The sequence below is a fragment of the Yersinia enterocolitica subsp. enterocolitica genome (assembly GCF_901472495.1).
In the GTDB taxonomy this organism is placed as follows: Bacteria; Pseudomonadota; Gammaproteobacteria; order Enterobacterales; family Enterobacteriaceae; genus Yersinia; species Yersinia enterocolitica.
This window is the reverse complement of sequence record NZ_LR590469.1, coordinates 3,830,619-3,852,062: the sequence shown is the minus strand read 5'-3', so window position 1 is coordinate 3,852,062 and position 21,444 is coordinate 3,830,619. Positions and strand designations below refer to the sequence as shown.

Here is a 21,444-nt window from a genome sequence, read left to right as displayed (position 1 = left end):
GGGGGGCCAAGGCCCCCCAAATGGATATAAGCAAATCAGAGGTGGTTAAGCGATGGTACGTTTAATTTCGATAATTTCGAAGACTTCGATCACATCGCCAGTACGGACGTCATTGTAGTTCTTAACGCCGATACCACATTCCATACCATTACGGACTTCGTTAACGTCATCTTTGAAGCGGCGCAGAGATTCCAGCTCGCCTTCATAGATAACCACGTTGTCGCGCAGAACACGGATTGGATTATTACGCTTAATCACACCTTCAGTCACCATACAACCAGCAATCGCGCCAAATTTCGGTGATTTAAATACGTCACGAACTTCAGCCAAACCGATAATCTGCTGTTTGTACTCAGGTGCCAACATACCACTCATTGCCTGCTTAACTTCGTCAATCAGGCTATAAATAACTGAGTAGTAACGCAGATCCAGGCCTTCGGTTTCAACCACACGACGCGCTGAAGCATCAGCACGGACGTTGAAGCCAAGGATGATTGCGCCAGAAGCAGCTGCCAATGTTGCATCAGTTTCAGTGATACCACCAACGCCTGAGCCAACAATGCGTACTTTCACTTCATCGGTAGACAGTTTTTCCAGTGAATCACAGATAGCTTCACAAGAACCCTGTACGTCAGATTTGATTACGATGTTCAGTTCAGAAACTTCACCTTCGGTCATGTTAGCAAACATGTTTTCCAGCTTAGATTTCTGCTGACGAGCCAGCTTAACTTCACGGAATTTGCCCTGACGATACAGTGCAACTTCGCGGGCTTTTTTCTCGTCACGAACAACAGTAACTTCGTCACCGGCTGCAGGAACACTGGACAGGCCCAGGATCTCAACTGGGATCGACGGACCAGCAGACGTGATATCACGGCCTAACTCATCACGCATCGCACGCACACGGCCATACTCAAAGCCACACAGTACGATATCACCTTTGTTCAACGTACCTTGTTGAACCAGCACGGTAGCTACAGGGCCACGGCCTTTATCCAAGAAGGATTCGATAACAACACCGCTTGCCATGCCAGTACGAACCGCTTTCAGTTCCATGACTTCAGCTTGCAGCAGAATTGCTTGCAGCAAATCATCGATACCGGTACCCACTTTCGCAGATACCTCGATGAATGGAACATCGCCGCCAAAATCTTCGGATATAATACCGTGTTGAATCAATTCGGTTTTAACACGATTTGGATCTGCAGCTGGTTTATCGATTTTGTTCACTGCAACCACAACCGGCACGTTCGCCGCTTTGGCATGCTGAATAGCTTCGATAGTCTGCGGCATCACGCCATCGTCGGCTGCAACAACCAGCACCACGATATCAGTCGCTTGAGCACCACGGGCACGCATTGAAGTAAATGCGGCGTGTCCTGGAGTATCCAGGAAGGTGATCATGCCGTTTTCAGTTTCAACGTGATAAGCACCGATGTGCTGAGTAATACCACCGGCTTCACCTGACGCCACTTTCGTGGAGCGGATGTAATCCAGCAGAGAAGTTTTACCGTGGTCAACGTGGCCCATGATGGTCACAACCGGAGCGCGGTGCTCGGCTGCGGCTTCAGCGCCAGTATCACGGTCGCTCATCAGCGCTTCTTCCAGCTCGTTTTCACGACGCAGGATAACTTTATGGCCCATCTCTTCAGCAACCAGCTGTGCTGTTTCCTGATCGATAACCTGGTTGATCGTTGCCATTGCACCCAGTTTCATCATCGCTTTGATGACCTGAGAGCCTTTAACTGCCATTTTGTTGGCCAGTTCAGCAACAGTCACAGTTTCACCGATCACTACATCACGGTTAACGGCAACGACAGGTTTGTTGAAGCTCTGCTGCAATGTGCTTGGTTTACGTTTACCTTTACGGCCAACAGCACGTGCCTCTTCGCGATCAGCTTTAGACTCAGAGAGTTTATTGCCTTTCTTCTGTTTAGTCGCTTTACCACCACGGGTGCGGCTGCGGCGATCACCTTCAACTTTGGCGTCGTTTTCATCTTCCGCGGCGCGCGCATGTTGTGAGGTAGTTACATGGTAATCGGCAGATTCAGTCTGCTCAGCCACAGGTTCTGGCCATTTACCTTCGTTTTCGGCTGCCATTTTACGGGCTTCCTCAGCAACGCGTTTAGCGTCTTCCTCGACCTTACGGCGTGTTTCTTCTTCTACTGAGCGTTTTAGCTCGGCAGCTTCAGCTTCACGGCGTGCTTTATCAGTCTGAGCTGGCTTGGTTTTTTCGTCGGTTTGTTGATTCGTCACTTTTTCTTTTTCCGCTGCTTGGCGCTTAGCTTTTTCAGCGGCCTCACGTTTGGCTTGTTCTTCGGCCGCACGTTTAGCTTTTTCTTCAGCGATTTTCTGCGCTGCTGCTTCCGCTTCACGTTGTGCCTGCTCTTCCGCTTCACGCTGTGCCTGCTCTTCCGCTTTCGCTTGTTCAGCTTCCGGCGTATTTACATAAGTGCGTTTCTTGCGGACCTCGATTTGCACCGATTTACTTTTTCCGCCGGTGCTCGGAATATTCAAGGTGCTACGCGTTTTGCGTTGCAGCGTGAGTTTATTAGGCGCACTACCGTGTTCACGGTTTAAGTGTGCCAGCAATGTTTCTTTTTCTTGCTGGGTAACTGAGTCTACTTCAGACTTCTTGATCCCTGCATCAGCAAATTGCTGTACCAGGCGATCAACTGGAGTCTGAATTTCATCTGCCAGCGATTTTACGGTTACATCTGTCATGCTGTTCCTTCCTGCTACAGTTTATTACGCGTTATCGCCAAACCAACAGATATTACGTGCGGCCATAATCAGCTCGCCGGCTTGCTCATCGCTAAGCCCTTCAATATCTGCCAGATCGTCGATACCCTGCTCGGCAAGATCTTCCAGCGTACACACACCGCGCGCAGCCAATTTAAATGCCATGCTACGTTCCAGACCGGCCAGGTTCAGCAGGTCATCAGCGGGTTTTTGGTCGCCAAGACTTTCTTCTTGTGCCAGGGCCAGCGTGGTCAATGCAGCTTTGGCGCGGTCACGCAGCGCTTCAACCGTATCTTCGTCAAGACCATCGATTTCCAGAAGCTCTTTCATTGGCACGTAAGCCAACTCTTCCAGAGAAGAGAAACCTTCCTCTACCAAAACGGTGGCAAAGTCCTCATCGATATCAAGATATTTGGTGAAGGTATCAATAGCGGCATGAGCCTCGGCCTGATGCTTCGCCTGAAGATCGTCCGCCGTCATTACGTTCAGTTCCCAGCCACTCAGCTGTGCGGCTAAACGTACGTTCTGACCATTACGGCCAATTGCCTGCGCCAGGTTACTGGCTTCAACGGCAACATCCATCGTGTGTTTGTCTTCATCAACCACAATTGACGCAACATCAGCTGGCGCCATGGCATTAATAACAAACTGGGCTGGATTATCATCCCACAATACAATATCAATGCGCTCGCCGCCAAGTTCGCTGGATACAGCTTGAACACGGGCACCACGCATACCAACACAGGCACCGACTGGATCGATACGTTTGTCGTTGGTTTTGACCGCAATTTTAGCACGCGAGCCAGGATCACGGGCCGCAGCTTTAATTTCGATCAATTCTTCGCCGATTTCTGGCACTTCAATGCGGAACAACTCGATCAGCATTTCAGGACGTGAACGGCTGACAAACAGCTGAGCACCGCGTGCTTCTGGACGGACATCGTACAAAACACCACGGATACGGTCGCCTGGACGGAAGTTTTCACGCGGTAACATGTCTTCACGGTTAATAACCGCTTCGGCATTATTACCCAGATCCAGTGCAATACTGTCGCGGTTAACTTTCTTAACCGTACCGGTCACAATCTCACCTAAATACTGGCGGAATTGTTCAACAACCATAGCACGCTCAGCTTCACGTACTTTTTGTACGATAACTTGCTTGGCTGTTTGGGTTGTAATGCGGTCAAAAGTGACAGATTCAATCTGATCTTCTACATAATCGCCCAACTGGAGCGAAGGATCTTCGTATTGAGCCGCTTCTAACGTAATTTCGCGGGTTGGCATCGTGACTTCGTCAACGGCAACCCAACGACGGAAGGTGTCGAAATCACCGGTTTTACGGTCAATGCTGACGCGAACTTCAATTTCTTGTTCGTATTTTTTCTTGGTCGCTGTCGCTAGAGCGGTTTCCAACGCCTCAAAAATCTTCTCGCGCGGAAGGGATTTCTCATTGGAAACTGCTTCTACAACAGCCAGAATCTCTTTGTTCATCCTAGTTGCCTCATCCAAACTTTAAAAGTGGGGTACCAGGTTCGCTTTCTGGATGTTGCTCAGCGCGAACACTTCATCTTTTCCATCCACAGTAACCGTGATCATTTCACCATCAACGGCTTTGATAATGCCCTGCCATTTACGGCGGTTCTGCATTGCCATACGCAAAACCAGAGTGACCTCTTCACCAAGGTAACGAGTATAGTGCTCAGCAGTGAACATTGGGCGTTCAAGGCCCGGAGAGGAAACTTCTAAGTTGTAAGCGACCGTAATGGGATCTTCTACATCCAAGACAGCGCTGACCTGGTGGCTGACATCAGCACAAGCATCAACAGTGATTCCGTCGTCACTATCAATATAGATTCGTAGCGTCGATTGGCGCCCCCGGATGAACTCAATGCCGACTAATTCATAGCCTAAGGCCTCAACCGGTGCTGAAATTATCTCTGTTAACTTTTGTTCTAATGTGGACAAGCCCACCCCCAAGACATAAAAAAAGGGCCTAATAGCCCAGTGATTCTGCTGTCAAATAACAAAAAACCCCGAAATTCGGGGCTTTATGCAACTGGACCCTGTTTGCCGCAAAGCGGCTTCGGTACAACTTTCTGACAAGTATTTTTTTCAAATTGAAATCGAAAGTATCTGAGGTCTACCGAATACAACATTTGAAAAAAAACACTTTAGGAAAGTGGTTGCGGGGGCCGGATTTGAACCGACGACCTTCGGGTTATGAGCCCGACGAGCTACCAGGCTGCTCCACCCCGCGTCCGAAAACGTGGCAAATATTACGTTGATAACGACAAAAAAGCAAGTTATCTGTCTGATTTGGTACCGAGGACGGGACTTGAACCCGTAAGCCCAATCGGGCACTACCACCTCAAGGTAGCGTGTCTACCAATTCCACCACCCCGGCACTGATTCAAATGGTTGTTTTTACTGTTTAAGTTTTCACAACCACTTTAAAACTTTCTTTTTCGTTCTTACTACTCACTACTTTTGAAACATTACTGCGGGATATCACTACTCGGCTTAGTCGGCGCTACTGGTGCTGTAGTCTGCTCAGCTTTTGCTGGCTGACCCAGATTTTCCCACTCGCTGCCTTTATTGCCCTGGTTGGTGCTCATATTACCCAAAATCAAGCTAATGACGAAAAACAGCGCCGCCAATACAGCCGTCATACGGGTCATAAAGTTACCGGAACCATTCGAACCGAACAGAGTTGCAGAAGCACCTGCTCCGAATGAGGCTCCCATATCCGCGCCTTTGCCTTGCTGTAACATGATCAGAGCAACTAGCCCAATCGAAATCAGCAAGAAAATAACCAGAAGAGCTTCGTACATAGTTGTACCTGTATCCTTGCGGGTTCACCGCATGCCAAATGCTTCTCACCCATCAAGCGGGGACTTATTCACCCACTTAAGCGGGTGTGAATACTAACCAAAGCGTCTAATACACGCAAGGGCAATTTCATTACATGGGTTCATTTGCAGAAAAAAACGCCAAGTTATTCAACTTCAGTGCAATTTCCAGGGGAGAGCAACCTCTCCCTCATCAAAAAAGTCATTAACCTGCGGCTTTCACTGCATCAGCAATCCGATTGGCCATTTCTGCAATCACTGATTCTGCGTCGTCGCCCTCAACCATCACTCGGATTAATGGCTCAGTACCTGATTTACGTAACAGGACACGACCACGATCACCCAGTTCTTTTTCAACCTGGCGGGTAACTTCTTCGACGTTCTCTGATTTCAGTGGATTATGATCGCCGGAGAAACGCACATTCACCAGGATTTGTGGTAGCAATTTCATACCGCTGCACAAATCATGTAAGATCATATGGTTACGCACCATTGCTGTCAGCACTTGCAGGCCAGCGACGATACCGTCACCGGTGGTGGTTTTATCCAACAGGATCACATGACCGGAGTTCTCAGCTCCAATACGCCAGCCTTTTTCCTGCATAGCTTCCAACACGTAGCGGTCACCTACTTTGGCGCGAACAAATGGGATGCCCAGCTCTTTCAAGGCTAATTGCAGCCCCATATTACTCATCAAAGTGCCGACAGCACCGCCTTTCAGTTGACCCTGGCGCAAACCTTCACGGGCAATAATGTAGAGGATTTGGTCACCATCAACCTTGTTACCCAAATGATCGACCATCATCAGCCGGTCACCATCACCATCAAAGGCCAGACCAACATCTGCCTTCTCTGCAAGCACACGCTCTTGCAGCAAACGAACATCTGTAGCACCGCATTTTTCGTTAATGTTCATACCATCTGGCTCACAGCCAATGGTAATCACGGTTGCCCCTAGCTCACGTAATACACTTGGCGCAATGTGATAAGTTGCCCCATTGGCGCAATCGACCACAATTTTCAGCTCATTCAAACTGAGCTCGCTCGGGAATGTCCCTTTACAAAATTCAATGTAGCGGCCCGCAGCATCCACAATGCGGTTAGCTTTACCCAGTTCCGCAGACTCTACGCAAGTGAGTGGTTTTTCCATCTCGGCTTCAATGGCTTCCTCCACATCATCAGGCAATTTAGTGCCATCAATTGAGAAGAACTTGATGCCATTATCATAGAAAGGATTATGAGAGGCAGAAATAACGATACCGGCTTCTGCACGGAAAGTTCGCGTCAGGTAAGCAACCGCAGGCGTCGGCATAGGGCCGGTAAATGAGGCAGATAGCCCAGCAGCAGCCAAGCCAGCTTCAAGTGCGGACTCCAGCATGTAGCCAGAAATGCGCGTATCTTTACCAATAATAATTTTACGAGAACCATGTCGAGCCAGAACCTTTCCGGCGGCCCAGCCGAGCTTTAATACAAAATCTGGCGTAATCGGACTGTCACCCACTTTGCCGCGAATGCCATCTGTACCAAAGTATTTACGGTCGCTCATAATTTTTATTCATCCCTTCGCTGAAAGTGTTGCCTCGACGACTCGCATCGCCTCGACAGTTTCTTTGACATCGTGCACCCTGACAATTTGTGCACCTTGCATGGCGGCAATCACAGCACAAGCCACACTACCGATAACCCTTTGTTGTAGCGGGACATTCAGTAGCTGACCGACCATTGATTTCCGTGACATCCCTACCAATAATGGCAACTCAAAATGGTGAAGTTCGGCCAGACGAGCCAGTAGCTGATAATTATGCGCTAGATTTTTACCGAAACCGAAGCCTGGGTCGAGTAACAATTTACTTTTTGCGATGCCGACCGCAACACAACGATCAATATGATGCTTAAAAAACTGATTAACATCGGCCATTAAGTCATCGTAATAAGGAGACTGCTGCATGTTTTGTGGTTGCCCTTGCATATGCATCAGGCACACCGGCAACCCGGTTTTAGCCGCAGCTTCAAGCGCTCCGGGTTCCTGCAATGAACGAATATCATTGATTAGATGAGCGCCAGCACCCGCCGACTCGGTGATGACCGCCGCTTTGGATGTATCGACAGATAACCAGGCATCAAAACGCTGCGCCAGCGCTTCTACTACCGGCACGACCCGATCAAGCTCTTCTTGTTCACTGACGTGTGCCGCCCCCGGATGGGTGGATTCACCACCAATATCAATCAGCGTAGCACCTGCGGACAACATCAGTTCGGCATGTTGTAGTGCTTTATCAAGATTATTGTGATGCCCACCATCTGAAAATGAGTCAGGTGTAACATTCAAAATACCCATAACTTGTGGGCGAGTGAGATCCAAAACCCGATCTCTGGCCGTTAAATACATATTATTGCGCCTTAAAAAAAAGAAAAACCCCGAGCAAGCCCGAGGTTTATATTAATCACTACGCTTTTAGATGCCAACAGTAGACTTATTTATCGCCTAACTGTTCTGACATGGTATTGCCTGGCGTTGGTGTATGCGGCTCATCAACAGGCGTTGGTGCCTTTGGCGTACTATCGTTGTCCGTCGATTTAGTCTTGTTCGCATCATCCCAACCCGCTGGCGGGCGAACTTCTTTGCGATTCATCAAGTCATCAATCTGCGGTGCATCAATAGTTTCATACTTCATCAGCGCATCTTTCATGGAATGAAGAACATCCATGTTTTCTAACAGCAATTTACGCGCACGCTGGTAGTTACGCTCAATAAGTAATTTAACTTCCTGATCGATAATACGCGCGGTTTCATCGGACATATGCTTGGCTTTCGCCACTGAACGGCCCAGGAATACTTCGCCTTCTTCTTCAGCATACAGCAACGGCCCCAGTTTCTCGGAGAAGCCCCACTGAGTCACCATGTTACGCGCAATAGACGTTGCCACTTTGATATCATTCGAAGCACCGGTAGACACTTTTTCCGGGCCATAAATGATCTCTTCAGCAAGACGACCACCATACAAAGTCGAGATCTGGCTTTCCAGTTTCTGACGGCTGGCGCTGATTGCATCACCTTCCGGCAGGAAGAATGTCACACCCAATGCACGACCACGAGGAATAATGGTCACTTTATGTACTGGGTCATGTTCAGGCACCAAGCGACCAATGATCGCATGCCCTGCTTCATGATATGCCGTTGATTCTTTCTGCGCTTCTGTCATTACCATGGAGCGACGTTCCGCACCCATCATAATTTTATCTTTCGCTTTCTCGAACTCAACCATGGAAACGACGCGCTTGTTACCGCGAGCGGCAAACAGTGCGGCTTCGTTGACCAGGTTCGCCAGGTCAGCACCAGAGAAACCTGGTGTACCACGAGCGATAACAGAAGCATCGATGTCAATATCCAGTGGTACGCGGCGCATGTGAACTTTAAGAATCTGCTCACGTCCACGTACATCCGGTAAACCAACCACAACCTGACGGTCAAAACGGCCCGGACGCAGTAACGCTGGGTCAAGAACGTCTGGACGGTTAGTTGCCGCGATGACGATGATGCCTTCATTACCTTCAAAGCCATCCATCTCAACCAGCATTTGGTTCAGTGTCTGTTCACGTTCGTCATGACCGCCACCCAAACCTGCACCACGCTGACGGCCTACCGCATCAATTTCATCAATAAAGATGATACAAGGCGCGGCTTTTTTAGCCTGTTCAAACATGTCACGGACACGGGATGCACCCACACCAACGAACATTTCTACGAAGTCAGAACCCGAAATGGTGAAGAATGGTACTTTAGCTTCGCCTGCAATGGCTTTCGCCAGCAAGGTTTTACCTGTCCCCGGAGGGCCGACCATCAATACGCCTTTCGGAATTTTACCGCCCAGTTTCTGGAAACGGCTTGGCTCACGTAAGTATTCAACCAATTCACTGACTTCCTCTTTTGCTTCGTCGCAACCCGCCACATCAGCAAAAGAAGTTTTTATCTGATCTTCTGTCAGCATTCGGGCTTTGCTCTTGCCAAAGGACATTGCCCCTTTGCCGCCGCCGCCCTGCATTTGACGCATAAAGAAGATCCAGACCCCAATCAGCAACAGCATTGGGAACCAAGAAATAAAGATAGAGGCCAGCAAGCTCGGCTCTTCCGGTGGCTCACCAACAACTTTCACATTTTTAGTCAATAAGGTATCTAACAGCTTTGGATCGTTGACCGGAATGAAAGTCGTATATTTGCTGTTATCTTTCTTACTAACGTTAATTTCACGTCCATTGATACGTGCTTCACGAACCTGATCTTGGGTTACGTCGGACATGAAAGTAGAGTAATCCACTCTACGGCCATTCGATTCGCTGGGTCCAAAGCTCTGGAATACAGACATCAGTACGACTGCAATAACTAACCAGAGAATTAGGTTTTTCGCCATGTCACTCAAGGGATTAACCTCATATTACAACTGTGTTAACAAACAGCGTTAGGGTACTACAGTTTCCGCCCTGTCGCTACAATGTACACTTCACGCGATCGCGCACGAGAAGCGTCTGGCTTACGAATCTTAACTTTCGTAAACAGGGAGCGAATTTCCCGTAGGTATTCATCAAAGCCATCTCCCTGGAACACCTTCACCAGAAAACTTCCGCCTGGTGCAAGTACATCACGACACATATCTAAAGCTAATTCAACCAGATACATTGATTTAGGAATATCGACTGCCGGAGTACCACTCATATTCGGGGCCATATCACACATGACCACCTGAACCTTTTTATCCCCAACACGTTCAAGTAAAGCTTTCAGAACCAGTTCATCACGAAAATCGCCCTGAAGGAAATCGACACCAACGATAGGATCCATTGGTAGAAGATCACATGCGATGACCCGCCCTTTACCACCGATCTGGGTTACAACATATTGGGACCAACCACCAGGTGCTGCGCCTAAATCGACCACAGTCATACCCGGTTTAAAAAGCTTATCGCTCTGTTGTATTTCATCAAGTTTAAACCAGGCGCGGGAGCGTAGCCCCTTTTTCTGTGCCTGAATGACATATTTATCGCTAAAGTGTTCTTGTAACCAGCGACTGGAGCTAGCCGAACGCTTTTTATTAGACATCTCTTTTTCCAACTATCTTATTTAAGAGCCCGCGCATCTCTTGCTTAGCTCGCGTAAACTCCCCCTCGGCGTAGACCGATTTGGTGATACACATGAGATGGCGGTAGAATGAACCGTTTTCAATCCCAACTTAAGCAAAAAAGACGATGAATCTGAATAACAAACAAAAACAACACCTGAAAAGCCTGGCCCATCCGTTAAAGCCAGTAGTGATGCTGGGCAACAACGGGTTAACCGAAGGGGTGCTGGCTGAAATCGAACAAACGCTGGAACATCATGAACTTATCAAGGTGAAGATCACTGCAGAAGAGCGTGAAACCAAAGCTCTAATTGCTGATGCCATCGTGCGTGAGACCGGTGCCGTTAACGTCCAAATCATCGGTAATATTTTAGTGCTCTATCGCCCGGCAAAAGAGCGCAAGATTATTTTACCGCGTTAATGACGCTTGTTTTAGAGAAAAGGTGCCATGCACTTTGTTCTGATAAAAGGCCGCAAGCGGCCTTTTACTTTTCTTTACAACTTCATTTTTTATAAACAATGTGTAGTTACTATTCAGATGAACAAGTATTACACATAATCTACGGTAAGAATTTCATATTCTACTTCGCCACCTGGAGTACGAATAACAACCACGTCATCGACTTCTTTACCAATCAGGCCACGAGCAATAGGTGAGTTAACTGAAATAAGATTTTGTTTAAAATCAGCCTCGTCATCACCCACAATCCGGTATTGCTGCTCTTCTTCAGAAACCACATTTAATACACGTACAGTGGCACCAAAAATAACGCGGCCATTATTTGGCATTTTAGTGATATCAATCACCTGCGCATTAGAAAGCTTCGCTTCTATTTCTTGAATACGACCTTCACAGAACCCTTGCTGCTCACGGGCTGCATGATATTCTGCATTTTCTTTTAAATCGCCATGTTCACGGGCAGTGGCGATATCAGCAATAATTTTAGGGCGACGAACGCCTTTTAAATAATCCAGCTCTTCGCGCAGTTTCTCTGCGCCATTTACCGTCATCGGAATCTGTTTCATCTTTTAAATACCTCTAAATCTATCCTGTTCAAAAAACCGTCATCCTAACGTTTTCGAATGAAAATGCGGTTAGACAGACACCCTACCCGCCTCCAGGCGATAAACAAAAAAAATCACCCCGGAGCCAAAACCCCAAGTCAGGATCAATTTTGCATTTTGATATGCATTTTAACGTAGAGTTCCTTTAGGGTCATCGTTTACTTTCGCCCTCGTTGCACCGTAGTATGGCAACACGTTATTCAGCAGTTATACCGAAATTATGCATTTTTCACGAATTGTCAGTGGATTGGCCTGTGCTATTGCGATCAATATCAGCATATCTAATGCCAATGCGGCTCAGGTCGAGAATTACACACAATATCTGCCTGATGGGGCAAATCTTGCGTTAGTCGTACAAAAAATCGGGGCTACTACCCCAGCAATAGACTATCACGCTCAGCAGATGGCATTGCCTGCCAGTACGCAAAAAGTCCTGACTGCGCTGGCGGCATTATTGCAGCTTGGGCCAGATTTTCGCTTCAATACCACATTGGAAAGCCACGGCACGATTAGTGATGGGATTTTACGTGGCAATTTGATAGCACGTTTTGATGGCGACCCCACTTTAACACGCCAGCAATTGCGTAATATGGTGGCGACATTAAGAAAATCGGGCGTGAAACAAATCGCCGGTGATTTGATTATTGATACGTCGGTGTTTGCCAGCCATGACAAAGCTCCAGGTTGGCCGTGGAACGACATGACACAGTGCTTTAGTGCGCCGCCTGCGGCCGCGATTGTCGATCGTAACTGTTTTTCTGTCTCTCTTTATAGCGCACCGAATCCAGGTGACATGGCATTTATCCGAGTCGCATCTTATTACCCAGTGCAGATGTTTAGTGAAGTTCGCACCTTAGCCAAAGGCTCGCCTGATGCGCAATATTGCGAATTAGATGTGGTGCCTGGTGAATTAAACCGATTCACCCTGACCGGCTGCCTGACACAGCGTAGTGAACCGCTGCCCTTGGCCTTTGCAGTACAAAATGGGGCCAGCTATGCCGGTGCTATTTTGAAAGATGAATTGAAAAAAGCTGACATCCAAATTGATGGCAGTTTACGCCGCCAGACGACACCCAATGCCGCTGGAACCGTGTTAGCTCAAGCTCAATCAGCGCCGTTACATGACTTGCTGAAAATCATGTTGAAAAAATCTGACAACATGATTGCTGACACCGTATTTAGAACCATTGGCCATCAGCGTTTTGGCGTGCCGGGAACGTGGCGCGCCGGTGCTGATGCGGTACGCCAGGTGTTGCGACAAAAAGCAGGTGTGGATCTGGGGAACAGTATTGTGGTGGATGGGTCGGGCTTATCACGCCATAACCTGATATCACCGGCAACCATGATGCAGGCCTTACAGTATATAGCTCAGCATGATCAAGAACTTAACTTTATCTCAATGCTGCCATTATCAGGCTACGACGGCACATTACGCTATCGTGGTGGGTTGCACGAAGCGGGTGTTGACGGCAAAGTTTCAGCTAAAACAGGCGCATTACAAGGCGTTTACAATTTGGCCGGATTTATTACTACCGCCAGTGGGCAACGCATGGCTTTTGTGCAATTCTTGTCAGGCTACGCTGTGCCACCTGAAGATCAAAAAAATCGCCGTGCGCCATTGGTGCGTTTCGAAAGCCGACTGTATAAAGATATTTATCAGAACAATTAAAAACGATGAAACTACTGATTGTCGAAGATGATGAACTACTGCAACGAGGGATCGCTATGGCGCTGACCAGCGGGGGCTATGCCTGCGACTGTGCTGGCACCGCGGCACAAGCGCATAGTTTGTTACTCTCCAGTCAGTACAGTATGGTTATTCTCGATCTCGGCTTACCGGATCAAGATGGCACAGTATTGCTGCGTCAATGGCGACGCCAGCACATCACACTACCAGTGCTGATCCTCACTGCTCGTGATGCCCTTGAGGATAGAGTTGATGGGCTGGATGCCGGTGCTGACGATTATCTGATAAAACCTTTCGCTCTGGCAGAATTATTGGCCCGTGTACGAGCACTTATCCGCCGCTATCAAGGGCAAAGTGACAATCTGATACAGCAAGATGACCTGAGCCTCAACCTATCAACACAGCAAGTGTGTTTGCAGGGTCAGGCGCTGGAAGTCACACCGAAAGAATTTGCGATTTTGTCGCGTTTAATCATGCGAGCGGGTCAAACCGTCAATCGTGAGCTGTTGCAACAAGATCTGTATACCTGGAATGACGATCTTGGCTCCAATACGTTGGAAGTACATATCCACAATCTGCGACGTAAATTAGGCAAAGATCGCATCCGAACAGTGCGGGGTATTGGCTATCGGCTGGAAGCACCATGATGGTCAGTATGCGGCGTCGTCTCATTTTAATGTTAGCGTTAATATTGCTGATTACCCAGTTAATCAGTGCATTTTGGTTGTGGCATGAAAGCCAAGAACAAATCAGCTTTTTGGTCGATGAAACGCTAAGTGCCAAAGTGCGTAATGAGCGGGTTGATACCGAAATAGCTGAGGCCATAGCCTCACTGCTGGCTCCGTCACTCATTATGATGACGATTACCCTGCTGCTTTCTTTCTGGGCCATCAGTTGGATAATTCGACCGCTCGATCAATTACAGCAGAAATTGGCTGAGCGCTCCGCAGATAACCTGACCCCTGTCGTCGTCAATAGTGACATGCAAGAAATTGTCTCTGTGACTTCTACCCTTAATCAATTGCTATCCCGACTCTCCAATACCATTGCGCAAGAGCGCCTGTTTACCGCCGATGCGGCACACGAACTACGTACCCCCCTTGCCGGTATCCGGCTGCATCTTGAATTAATGGAACAGCAAGGTATTACTGAAAGTAAGTCACTTATCAGCCGAATTGATTTATTGATGCATACCATTGAACAACTATTGATGCTATCGCGGGCAGGTCAGAATTTTGCCAGTGGCCTTTATCAGACATTGGATTGGATAGAGAACGTGGTACAGCCACTGAAAGAAGAGCTGGAAGAAATGTGTGCTCAGCGTCAGCAAAGCCTACGTTGGGAACACCCCTCTGATGCTCAAACTCAGGGCGATGCCACATTGCTGCGTTTAATGCTGCGTAATCTGGTTGAAAATGCCCATCGCTACAGCCCGGTCGGCAGTCAAATTTCAGTCAAACTGTCTTCTGAAGCACAGGGGACTCTGTTGCAAGTCATGGATGAAGGGCCAGGAATAAAGCAGGAACAAGCAGGTGAACTGACGCAGGCATTTCGTCGCATGGACCAACGCTACGGCGGCAGCGGCTTGGGGCTGAATATTGTGATCCGAATTGCCCAACTGCACCAAGGCAGGCTAACGCTGGAAAATCGTGCTGACCGTTCAGGACTAAAAGCACAATGCTGGATACCGGCGACCACACACAGCTAAACGAGTTTATTAATACCAGCGCTCCTCTTGCAAACAAAAGGGCCACCACGAATGGCAGCCCTTGTTCACATCCTACTTCACTGACGTGCAACTACTGGGAAACTTAACGTTCGTAGATGAACTCTACGCCGTCATCGTCTTCTTCATCCCAATCATCGTCGTCTTCTGATTCTGCTTCAGCTTCCACTTCAGCCAGTTGTTCACGATGATAATCGTCCCACATGAATTCAACTTTTTCTGGCGCGCTTTCAGCAATAGCCATCGCTTTAGGTTGTGAGTTCAGGAAATTCATTACATCCCAGCATAAGGCGTTCACGTTATCGCGATTCGCTGCTGAGATCATATAATACTTACCTTCCCATCCCAGAGCTTCTACGATGGCCTTAGCGCGTACTTCAGCTTCTTCCGGCCCTACCAGGTCAATCTTGTTGAAAACAAGCCAGCGTGGCTTCTGTGCAAGGTTTTCGCTGTATTGTTGCAGCTCATTAATAATGATTTTGGCGTTTTCTACCGGATCAGATTCATCGATCGGAGCCAAATCCACTAAATGCAATAGTACGCGGCAACGTTCCAAATGTTTGAGGAAACGAATACCTAAACCAGCACCGTCAGAAGCACCTTCAATCAGACCAGGGATATCAGCCACCACAAAGCTCTGCTCGTGATCCATACGAACCACACCCAGACTTGGGATCAGCGTGGTAAATGGATAATCAGCAACTTTTGGTTTAGCAGCAGAAACGGCGCGAATAAAGGTTGATTTACCGGCATTAGGTAAACCCAACATACCCACATCAGCCAGTAACAGCAGTTCCAGCATTAACTCACGAGTTTCGCCTTCCGTCCCCATAGTTTTCTGACGAGGAGCGCGGTTTACTGAGGATTTGAAACGGGTATTACCCAATCCGTGGAAACCGCCTTTTGCCACCATTAGGCGCTGACCGTGGCGAGTCATATCGCCAACAATCTCACCGGTACCTTGATCCAGTACACGAGTACCAACAGGGACTTTAATGGTGATGTCTTTACCGCGTTTACCGGTACAGTCACGGCTCTGCCCATTCTCACCGCGCTCAGCACGGAAAGACTTCACAAAGCGGTAATCAATCAGTGTGTTGAGGTTTTCATCAGCCAGCAGATAAATATCGCCGCCATCACCACCATCACCACCGTCAGGACCACCATTAGGAATATATTTCTCGCGACGGAAACTGACACAACCGTTACCACCGTCACCGGCTACAACCAAAATTGTAGCTTCATCTACAAACTTCATTTACTTTCTCCGTAAATCATTCACCGAGCTGCTATTTCTGCGCAGCAACCCGATTTATTTCTGTCCGACGTGGCCACCAACGGTGCCCAATTGCGGAAAACATTGCACCTGCCACTACCACGAATGCGCCTGCGTATCCCACAAAGTTGAGAGATGGTGCGGCGAACATATCTGGCCAGGCCAGCGCCAATAAGATTGAAAAGAACAAGGTAAACAGCGGCGTCAATGTGACGAGTGCACTTACCTGCGCGGCCTGCCAGCGCGCCATGGCTTCAGCCAAAGCACCATAACCAACCAGGGTATTAACCCCACAGAACAGTAAACAGGCAAACTGCCACCCATTTAGCTGAAAAATAACGGCGGGCTTTGCTAATGGGAATAATGCGATTGCACATAAAGTGTACAACAATAATAGGATTTGTTGCGATGCCATACGCCTTAATAGCACCTTCTGGGCAACACCATAGCTGACCCAGACAACCGCTGCACAAACCCCCAATGCCACGCCAAGGGTATAATCAGTCATGCGAGTAAAGAGTTCATGCAGACTAGTATTAAAAAATAACAGCAGCCCACAAATCAGCATGACCGCACCGATAACCTGGGTGATGCGCATCCGCTCTTTTAAAATCAGCACACTGGCAACCATCATCCCGACCGGCGAGAGTTGCCCGATAACCTGAGATGTGGTCGGGCTGAGATATTGTAATGATGAGCTGAAGAAGATGAAATTCCCCAGCAAGCCACAAGTCGCAACTATCAGTAATACTAGCCAGCGACGTTGGCGAAAAAGTTTAAGAGAAGGCAACTGACGACGCGAAGCCAGAATAATCCCCAAGCCGATAGCCGCCATCATAAAGCGATACCAAACAATGGTATAAGGCTCCATGACCTCGAGTACTTGCTTCATTGCAATCGGCAAGGCACCCCAGAATACGGCAGTGGTTAGTGCCAAAAAAATACCTAAACCAGCCTGCTGCTTCGTATCCATTTTTTACCAGGGGGGGTTAACCCAGAAATGTAAAAAGCCCCGCAACGAAATTGCAGGGCTTACATCTATTTACAGGACGCGAAAAACTTATTCAGCTTCGATGCTGATAAATTTACGGTTTTTCGGGCCTTTAACTTCGAACTTGACTTTACCGTCTTTCAAAGCAAACAGAGTGTGGTCTTTGCCGCAACCTACGTCGATGCCTGCATGGAACTTAGTGCCACGCTGACGAACGATGATGCTACCTGCCAAAACTGCTTCGCCGCCAAAACGTTTTACGCCAAGACGTTTACTTTCGGAGTCACGACCGTTACGAGTCGAGCCACCAGCCTTTTTATGTGCCATTTATCCGCTCTCCTAAATCTTAAGCGCTGATACCGGTGATTTTAACATCAGTGAACCACTGACGATGACCTTGCTGCTTACGGTAATGCTTACGACGACGGAATTTAACAATCTTAATCTTCTCGCCACGACCGTGAGCAACGACTTCAGCCTTAACCACGCCACCGACAACTAAAGGAGCGCCGATATTGATTTCTTCACCGTTAGCAATCATCAGAACTTGGTCAAACTCAACAGCTTCACCAGTTGCGATGTCCAGCTTTTCCAGGCGAATGGTTTGACCTTCGCTTACTCGGTGTTGTTTACCACCACTTTGGAAAACCGCGTACATATAAAACTCCGCTTTCCGCACACTCCACTTTTGTAGTCCAGAGCGCACTATAAATATTCACAATAGGGCGCGAATTCTACGCAAAAATGTAGTGAATGACAAGTATATAATCAGCCCAAGAGAAGAAAAAAAGCACAGTTTCTTACATCTCGTTTATTTGATGGATTTTTCAAGTACAATCATAGTCTCAGGGAACGTCATGTAATAATGTGGGCGGTAATCTCGTCGCAGTTAAAGAGAAAAACAGCTGAATATAACAATGAACCTAGAAAAGATTATCGACTTAACCGCGCCAGATATGGCGGCTGTAAACACAACCATTCTCGATCAATTGAACTCTGATGTTGTTCTCATCAATCAATTGGGCCATTACATAATCAGTGGCGGTGGGAAACGTATCCGTCCCATGATCGCGGTTTTGGTGGCTCGAGCGCTTGGCTATCAAGGCACTAAACATATTACGGTCGCGGCATTGATTGAATTTATCCATACAGCAACTCTGCTGCATGATGATGTCGTCGATGAATCAGATATGCGCCGTGGTAAGGCGACAGCCAATGCCGCCTTTGGTAATGCTGCCAGTGTATTGGTGGGTGACTATATCTATACCCGCTCATTCCAGATGATGACCAGCCTTGAATCGCTGCGTGTTCTTACATTGATGTCGGACGCAACCAACGTGATTGCGGAAGGTGAAGTTTTGCAGTTAATGAACTGCAATAATCCTGACATCACTGAAGAAAACTATATGCAGGTCATCTACAGCAAGACAGCCCGCTTGTTCGAAGCAGCATCGCAGTCGGCGGCGGTCTTATCCGATGCGACTGAAGAGCAGGAACTCGCCTTACAGAATTATGGCCGCTATCTTGGCACAGCTTTTCAGCTTATCGATGACCTGCTGGATTACAGTTCAGATGGCACCACTTTGGGTAAAAATACCGGTGATGACCTGAACGAAGGCAAACCAACCCTCCCTTTACTGCATGCAATGCACAATGGAACGCCAGAGCAAGCCGCAATGATTCGGCAAGCCATTGAAGAAGGTAATGGCCGCCATTTACTCGAACCCGTATTAGTTGCAATGCAGCAGTGTGGCTCACTCGATTACACCCGCCAGCGTGCTGAAGAAGAGGCAGACAAAGCCATTGCTGCTTTGCAGGTTCTCCCTGAAAGCGATTATCGCCTGGCTTTAGAAGGTTTGGCGCATATTGCCGTACAACGTTCGTTTTAAGAAATCATATGGAAACTCCGGTATCATTGCCGGAGTTATCCATTGGCAACAACCCCTGCACTAATCTGTCGCCAACCGCTCTATCAAGCTTTTAGCGCCCTCACGAAAAATAAACGTAATGACTTGCTCACGTTCAGCCTCAGTAAAATGATAATACGCTTCAACCCAGAGAACCAGCGGGTCCTGTCGTGTTGTCGTATATTGAGCAGGATCCTCCCTTAACTGTAATGAATTCAGTATAGTGGGAGGTAAACTTTCAATATGGTACTCGACAGCCTTGCCTTGAACACCACGGCGGCGGCGCTGTTCCCATCCCTCACGTTTAGCCATGAGGTTAACTCCTTGTGGTGATGACGGTAGCCCATCAAGACCGGCCAATTCCTTAGCGGCAAACCACTCTTTTTTCATGGTGTTGCTTCCTAATATGCGTTACGACACAAAAAAGGAATATTTAGAAAACATTTAAAATCTTTCAGAAAATAAATGTTAGAATACTTCTAAATAATTACTTTCTGTTCACCGTATGATTAACAATGTACCGTTATTTATATCACTAACACGCCAGCGGCTTAGAAAAAAAAAGGATTAAAGATGATTTTAAGGAAATCTGATTGGCACCCAGCCGACATCATTGCGGCACTACGTAAAAAAGACACCACTCTGGCAGCAGTCTCTCGAAAAGCAGGTTTAAGCTCATCCACACTTGCTAATGCGCTAACTCGGCCTTGGCCTAAGGGGGAATGGTTGATTGCAGAATGTCTGGAAATTCATCCTTCTGAAATTTGGCCAACACGCTATTTTGATTCAAAAACCGGTGCACTTCTCGACCGAAAAGTGAGAATAAGACAGCCTATAACCGAAGAATAAAAAAACCGCCAATAAAATGCATCGGCGGTTGATGGTGTCATTCAAGGGGCTATTATATAGCCCCTACTACACTGATTTATTTGACGAACTGCTCGCCTAACTCAATATCTTTATGCAGAACATCTAGCATATTTTCCAGTGCTTGTTGTTCAAAAGCACTCAGTTTGCCGATATCTTTCCGTTCCGCTACGCCATCTTTACCCAATAGAATTGGCTGAGCAAAGAAGCGGGCATACTTGCCATCACCTTCAACGTAAGAACATTCCACAACATTGCTTTCGCCTTGCAAAGCACGAACCAAAGAAAGACCAAAGCGTGCAGCAGCTTGCCCCATAGACAGAGTCGCTGACCCGCCACCGGCTTTTGCTTCGACAACTTCAGTGCCTGCATTCTGGATACGCTTAGTCAGATCAATAACTTCTTGTTCTGTGAAGCTGATACCTGGAATTTGTGAAAGCAATGGAAGAATGGTCACACCTGAATGGCCGCCAATAACTGGTACTTCGATATCCTGAGGTTGCTTACCTTTCAGCTCTGCAACAAAGGTATTTGAACGGATGGTATCGAGAGTAGTAATACCGAATAATTTGTTTTTATCGTAAACACCGGCTTTTTTCAGCACTTCTGCCGCAATAGCAACGGTTGTATTAACTGGGTTAGTAATGATACCAATTAAAGCTTTCGGGCAAGTACGCGCGATTTGCTCAACCAGATTACGAACAATACCCGCGTTCACATTGAACAGATCTGAGCGATCCATGCCAGGTTTACGTGCGACACCCGCAGAGATCAGAACAATATCTGCCCCTTTCAGGGCCGGGGTAGCATCTTCACCGCTGAAACCTTTAATATTAACAGCAGTTGGGATGTGGCTCAGATCAACCGCAACACCAGGAGTCACTGGCGCGATGTCATATAATGAGAGGTCTGAACCTGAAGGAAGCTGGGTCTTGAGTAGAAGAGCGAGGGCCTGGCCGATACCACCAGCGGCACCGAGAACTGCAACTTTCATCCTATACTCCTTATTATATTTAATTTAAATTTGCCGTGAATTCATCTATTTACGAACCTTAATTTATTGCGATTTTAAACACAATCTATTAACAGTCAGATTGAGATATCACGCATCAAAAAGGCGCATAAGGTTTGTCTATTTTAGAGTAAATCGCTTATTCATTAATGATATAGCGCACATTATTCTAAAATTCCTCGCAGTATTCATGACAGGTTAATCG

General features: G+C 47.6%; 21 protein-coding genes and 2 tRNA genes. 6 read left to right on the top strand and 17 right to left on the bottom strand.

Going from position 1 to position 21,444, the window contains the following annotated elements; translation table 11 throughout:
• Positions 1–45: 45 nt before the first annotated feature.
• The 10 genes from infB to rlmE form a co-directional block, all read right to left on the bottom strand.
• A complete protein-coding gene (gene infB / locus FGL26_RS18265) occupies positions 46–2,724 on the bottom strand; it encodes a translation initiation factor IF-2 (RefSeq protein ID WP_005175395.1) in 2,679 nt (892 codons plus the stop codon).
• A gap of 24 nt (positions 2,725–2,748) precedes the next feature.
• Entirely contained in the window at positions 2,749–4,236 is a 1,488-nt protein-coding gene (gene nusA, locus FGL26_RS18260) for a transcription termination factor NusA (RefSeq protein WP_005156278.1), read from the bottom strand.
• Between the two features lie 21 nt (positions 4,237–4,257).
• Positions 4,258–4,710, bottom strand: a complete 453-nt coding sequence (gene rimP / locus FGL26_RS18255; RefSeq protein WP_005156279.1) for a ribosome maturation factor RimP — start codon at positions 4,708–4,710, stop codon at positions 4,258–4,260.
• Positions 4,711–4,925: 215 nt separating this feature from the next.
• Positions 4,926–5,002, bottom strand: a tRNA-Met gene (locus FGL26_RS18250).
• 60 nt (positions 5,003–5,062) lie between these two features.
• Positions 5,063–5,149 (bottom strand) — tRNA-Leu (locus tag FGL26_RS18245).
• A gap of 91 nt (positions 5,150–5,240) precedes the next feature.
• On the bottom strand, positions 5,241–5,576 hold the full coding sequence (gene secG / locus FGL26_RS18240; RefSeq protein ID WP_004389230.1) for a preprotein translocase subunit SecG: 336 nt from the start codon (positions 5,574–5,576) through the stop codon (positions 5,241–5,243).
• A gap of 223 nt (positions 5,577–5,799) precedes the next feature.
• Positions 5,800–7,140 carry a phosphoglucosamine mutase gene (gene glmM, locus FGL26_RS18235; RefSeq protein ID WP_032912925.1) on the bottom strand — a complete coding sequence of 447 codons (1,341 nt, stop codon included), beginning with the start codon at positions 7,138–7,140 and terminating at the stop codon, positions 5,800–5,802.
• Between the two features lie 9 nt (positions 7,141–7,149).
• Positions 7,150–7,983: a dihydropteroate synthase gene (gene folP / locus FGL26_RS18230; protein ID WP_138060261.1), complete on the bottom strand. Its 834-nt coding sequence runs from the start codon at positions 7,981–7,983 to the stop codon at positions 7,150–7,152.
• A gap of 85 nt (positions 7,984–8,068) precedes the next feature.
• Positions 8,069–10,003, bottom strand: coding sequence for an ATP-dependent zinc metalloprotease FtsH (gene ftsH, locus FGL26_RS18225; RefSeq protein WP_005156284.1), 1,935 nt, complete (start codon positions 10,001–10,003; stop codon positions 8,069–8,071).
• 56 nt (positions 10,004–10,059) lie between these two features.
• On the bottom strand, positions 10,060–10,689 hold the full coding sequence (gene rlmE / locus FGL26_RS18220; protein WP_005175402.1) for a 23S rRNA (uridine(2552)-2'-O)-methyltransferase RlmE: 630 nt from the start codon (positions 10,687–10,689) through the stop codon (positions 10,060–10,062).
• Between the two features lie 146 nt (positions 10,690–10,835).
• Between rlmE and yhbY the strand changes: the two genes are divergently transcribed.
• Positions 10,836–11,129, top strand: coding sequence for a ribosome assembly RNA-binding protein YhbY (gene yhbY / locus FGL26_RS18215; protein ID WP_004389225.1), 294 nt, complete (start codon positions 10,836–10,838; stop codon positions 11,127–11,129).
• A gap of 128 nt (positions 11,130–11,257) precedes the next feature.
• Here yhbY and greA read toward each other — a convergent pair whose 3' ends face one another.
• The gene (greA, locus tag FGL26_RS18210; RefSeq protein WP_005156286.1) at positions 11,258–11,734 is read right to left on the bottom strand and encodes a transcription elongation factor GreA; all 477 of its coding nucleotides are present in this window, start codon (positions 11,732–11,734) and stop codon (positions 11,258–11,260) included.
• Positions 11,735–11,993: 259 nt separating this feature from the next.
• Here greA and dacB point away from each other — a divergent pair, with 259 nt between their 5' ends.
• The 3 genes from dacB to pmrB are packed head-to-tail and all read left to right on the top strand — an operon-like array spanning position 11,994 to position 15,168.
• The gene (gene dacB / locus FGL26_RS18205) at positions 11,994–13,442 is read left to right on the top strand and encodes a serine-type D-Ala-D-Ala carboxypeptidase (RefSeq protein WP_005175403.1); all 1,449 of its coding nucleotides are present in this window, start codon (positions 11,994–11,996) and stop codon (positions 13,440–13,442) included.
• A 5-nt stretch (positions 13,443–13,447) separates the two neighbouring features.
• On the top strand, positions 13,448–14,107 hold the full coding sequence (pmrA, locus tag FGL26_RS18200; protein WP_005175404.1) for a two-component system response regulator PmrA: 660 nt from the start codon (positions 13,448–13,450) through the stop codon (positions 14,105–14,107).
• On the top strand, positions 14,107–15,168 hold the full coding sequence (gene pmrB / locus FGL26_RS18195) for a two-component system sensor histidine kinase PmrB (RefSeq protein ID WP_005175405.1): 1,062 nt from the start codon (positions 14,107–14,109) through the stop codon (positions 15,166–15,168). Before pmrA ends, pmrB begins: the two co-directional genes overlap by 1 nt.
• 103 nt (positions 15,169–15,271) lie before the next feature.
• Here pmrB and cgtA read toward each other — a convergent pair whose 3' ends face one another.
• The 4 genes from cgtA to rplU all read right to left on the bottom strand — a co-directional run bounded on the left by cgtA (position 15,272) and on the right by rplU (position 18,111).
• Positions 15,272–16,444 (bottom strand): Obg family GTPase CgtA, encoded by a 1,173-nt coding sequence (cgtA, locus tag FGL26_RS18190; RefSeq protein WP_005156290.1) that lies wholly within the window; start codon positions 16,442–16,444, stop codon positions 15,272–15,274.
• Positions 16,445–16,475: 31 nt separating this feature from the next.
• Complete coding sequence (locus FGL26_RS18185) at positions 16,476–17,435, bottom strand: DMT family transporter (RefSeq protein ID WP_005175407.1); 960 nt, start codon at positions 17,433–17,435, stop codon at positions 16,476–16,478.
• 87 nt (positions 17,436–17,522) lie between these two features.
• Positions 17,523–17,780, bottom strand: a complete 258-nt coding sequence (gene rpmA, locus FGL26_RS18180; RefSeq protein ID WP_004699897.1) for a 50S ribosomal protein L27 — start codon at positions 17,778–17,780, stop codon at positions 17,523–17,525.
• A gap of 19 nt (positions 17,781–17,799) precedes the next feature.
• Positions 17,800–18,111 (bottom strand): 50S ribosomal protein L21, encoded by a 312-nt coding sequence (gene rplU, locus FGL26_RS18175; RefSeq protein WP_004699896.1) that lies wholly within the window; start codon positions 18,109–18,111, stop codon positions 17,800–17,802.
• A 259-nt stretch (positions 18,112–18,370) separates the two neighbouring features.
• On the opposite strand from rplU, the gene ispB reads away from it, so the two are divergent.
• On the top strand, positions 18,371–19,342 hold the full coding sequence (gene ispB / locus FGL26_RS18170; protein ID WP_005175409.1) for an octaprenyl diphosphate synthase: 972 nt from the start codon (positions 18,371–18,373) through the stop codon (positions 19,340–19,342).
• A gap of 60 nt (positions 19,343–19,402) precedes the next feature.
• Here the strand turns inward: ispB and FGL26_RS18165 are convergent, their stop codons facing one another.
• Complete coding sequence (locus tag FGL26_RS18165) at positions 19,403–19,750, bottom strand: DNA-binding protein (RefSeq protein ID WP_005175411.1); 348 nt, start codon at positions 19,748–19,750, stop codon at positions 19,403–19,405.
• A 183-nt stretch (positions 19,751–19,933) separates the two neighbouring features.
• On the opposite strand from FGL26_RS18165, the gene FGL26_RS18160 reads away from it, so the two are divergent.
• Positions 19,934–20,209, top strand: coding sequence for a helix-turn-helix domain-containing protein (locus tag FGL26_RS18160; RefSeq protein WP_005175413.1), 276 nt, complete (start codon positions 19,934–19,936; stop codon positions 20,207–20,209).
• A gap of 76 nt (positions 20,210–20,285) precedes the next feature.
• On the opposite strand, the gene mdh is transcribed toward FGL26_RS18160, so the two are convergent.
• Entirely contained in the window at positions 20,286–21,221 is a 936-nt protein-coding gene (gene mdh / locus FGL26_RS18155) for a malate dehydrogenase (RefSeq protein WP_005156310.1), read from the bottom strand.
• Positions 21,222–21,444: the final 223 nt, after the last annotated feature.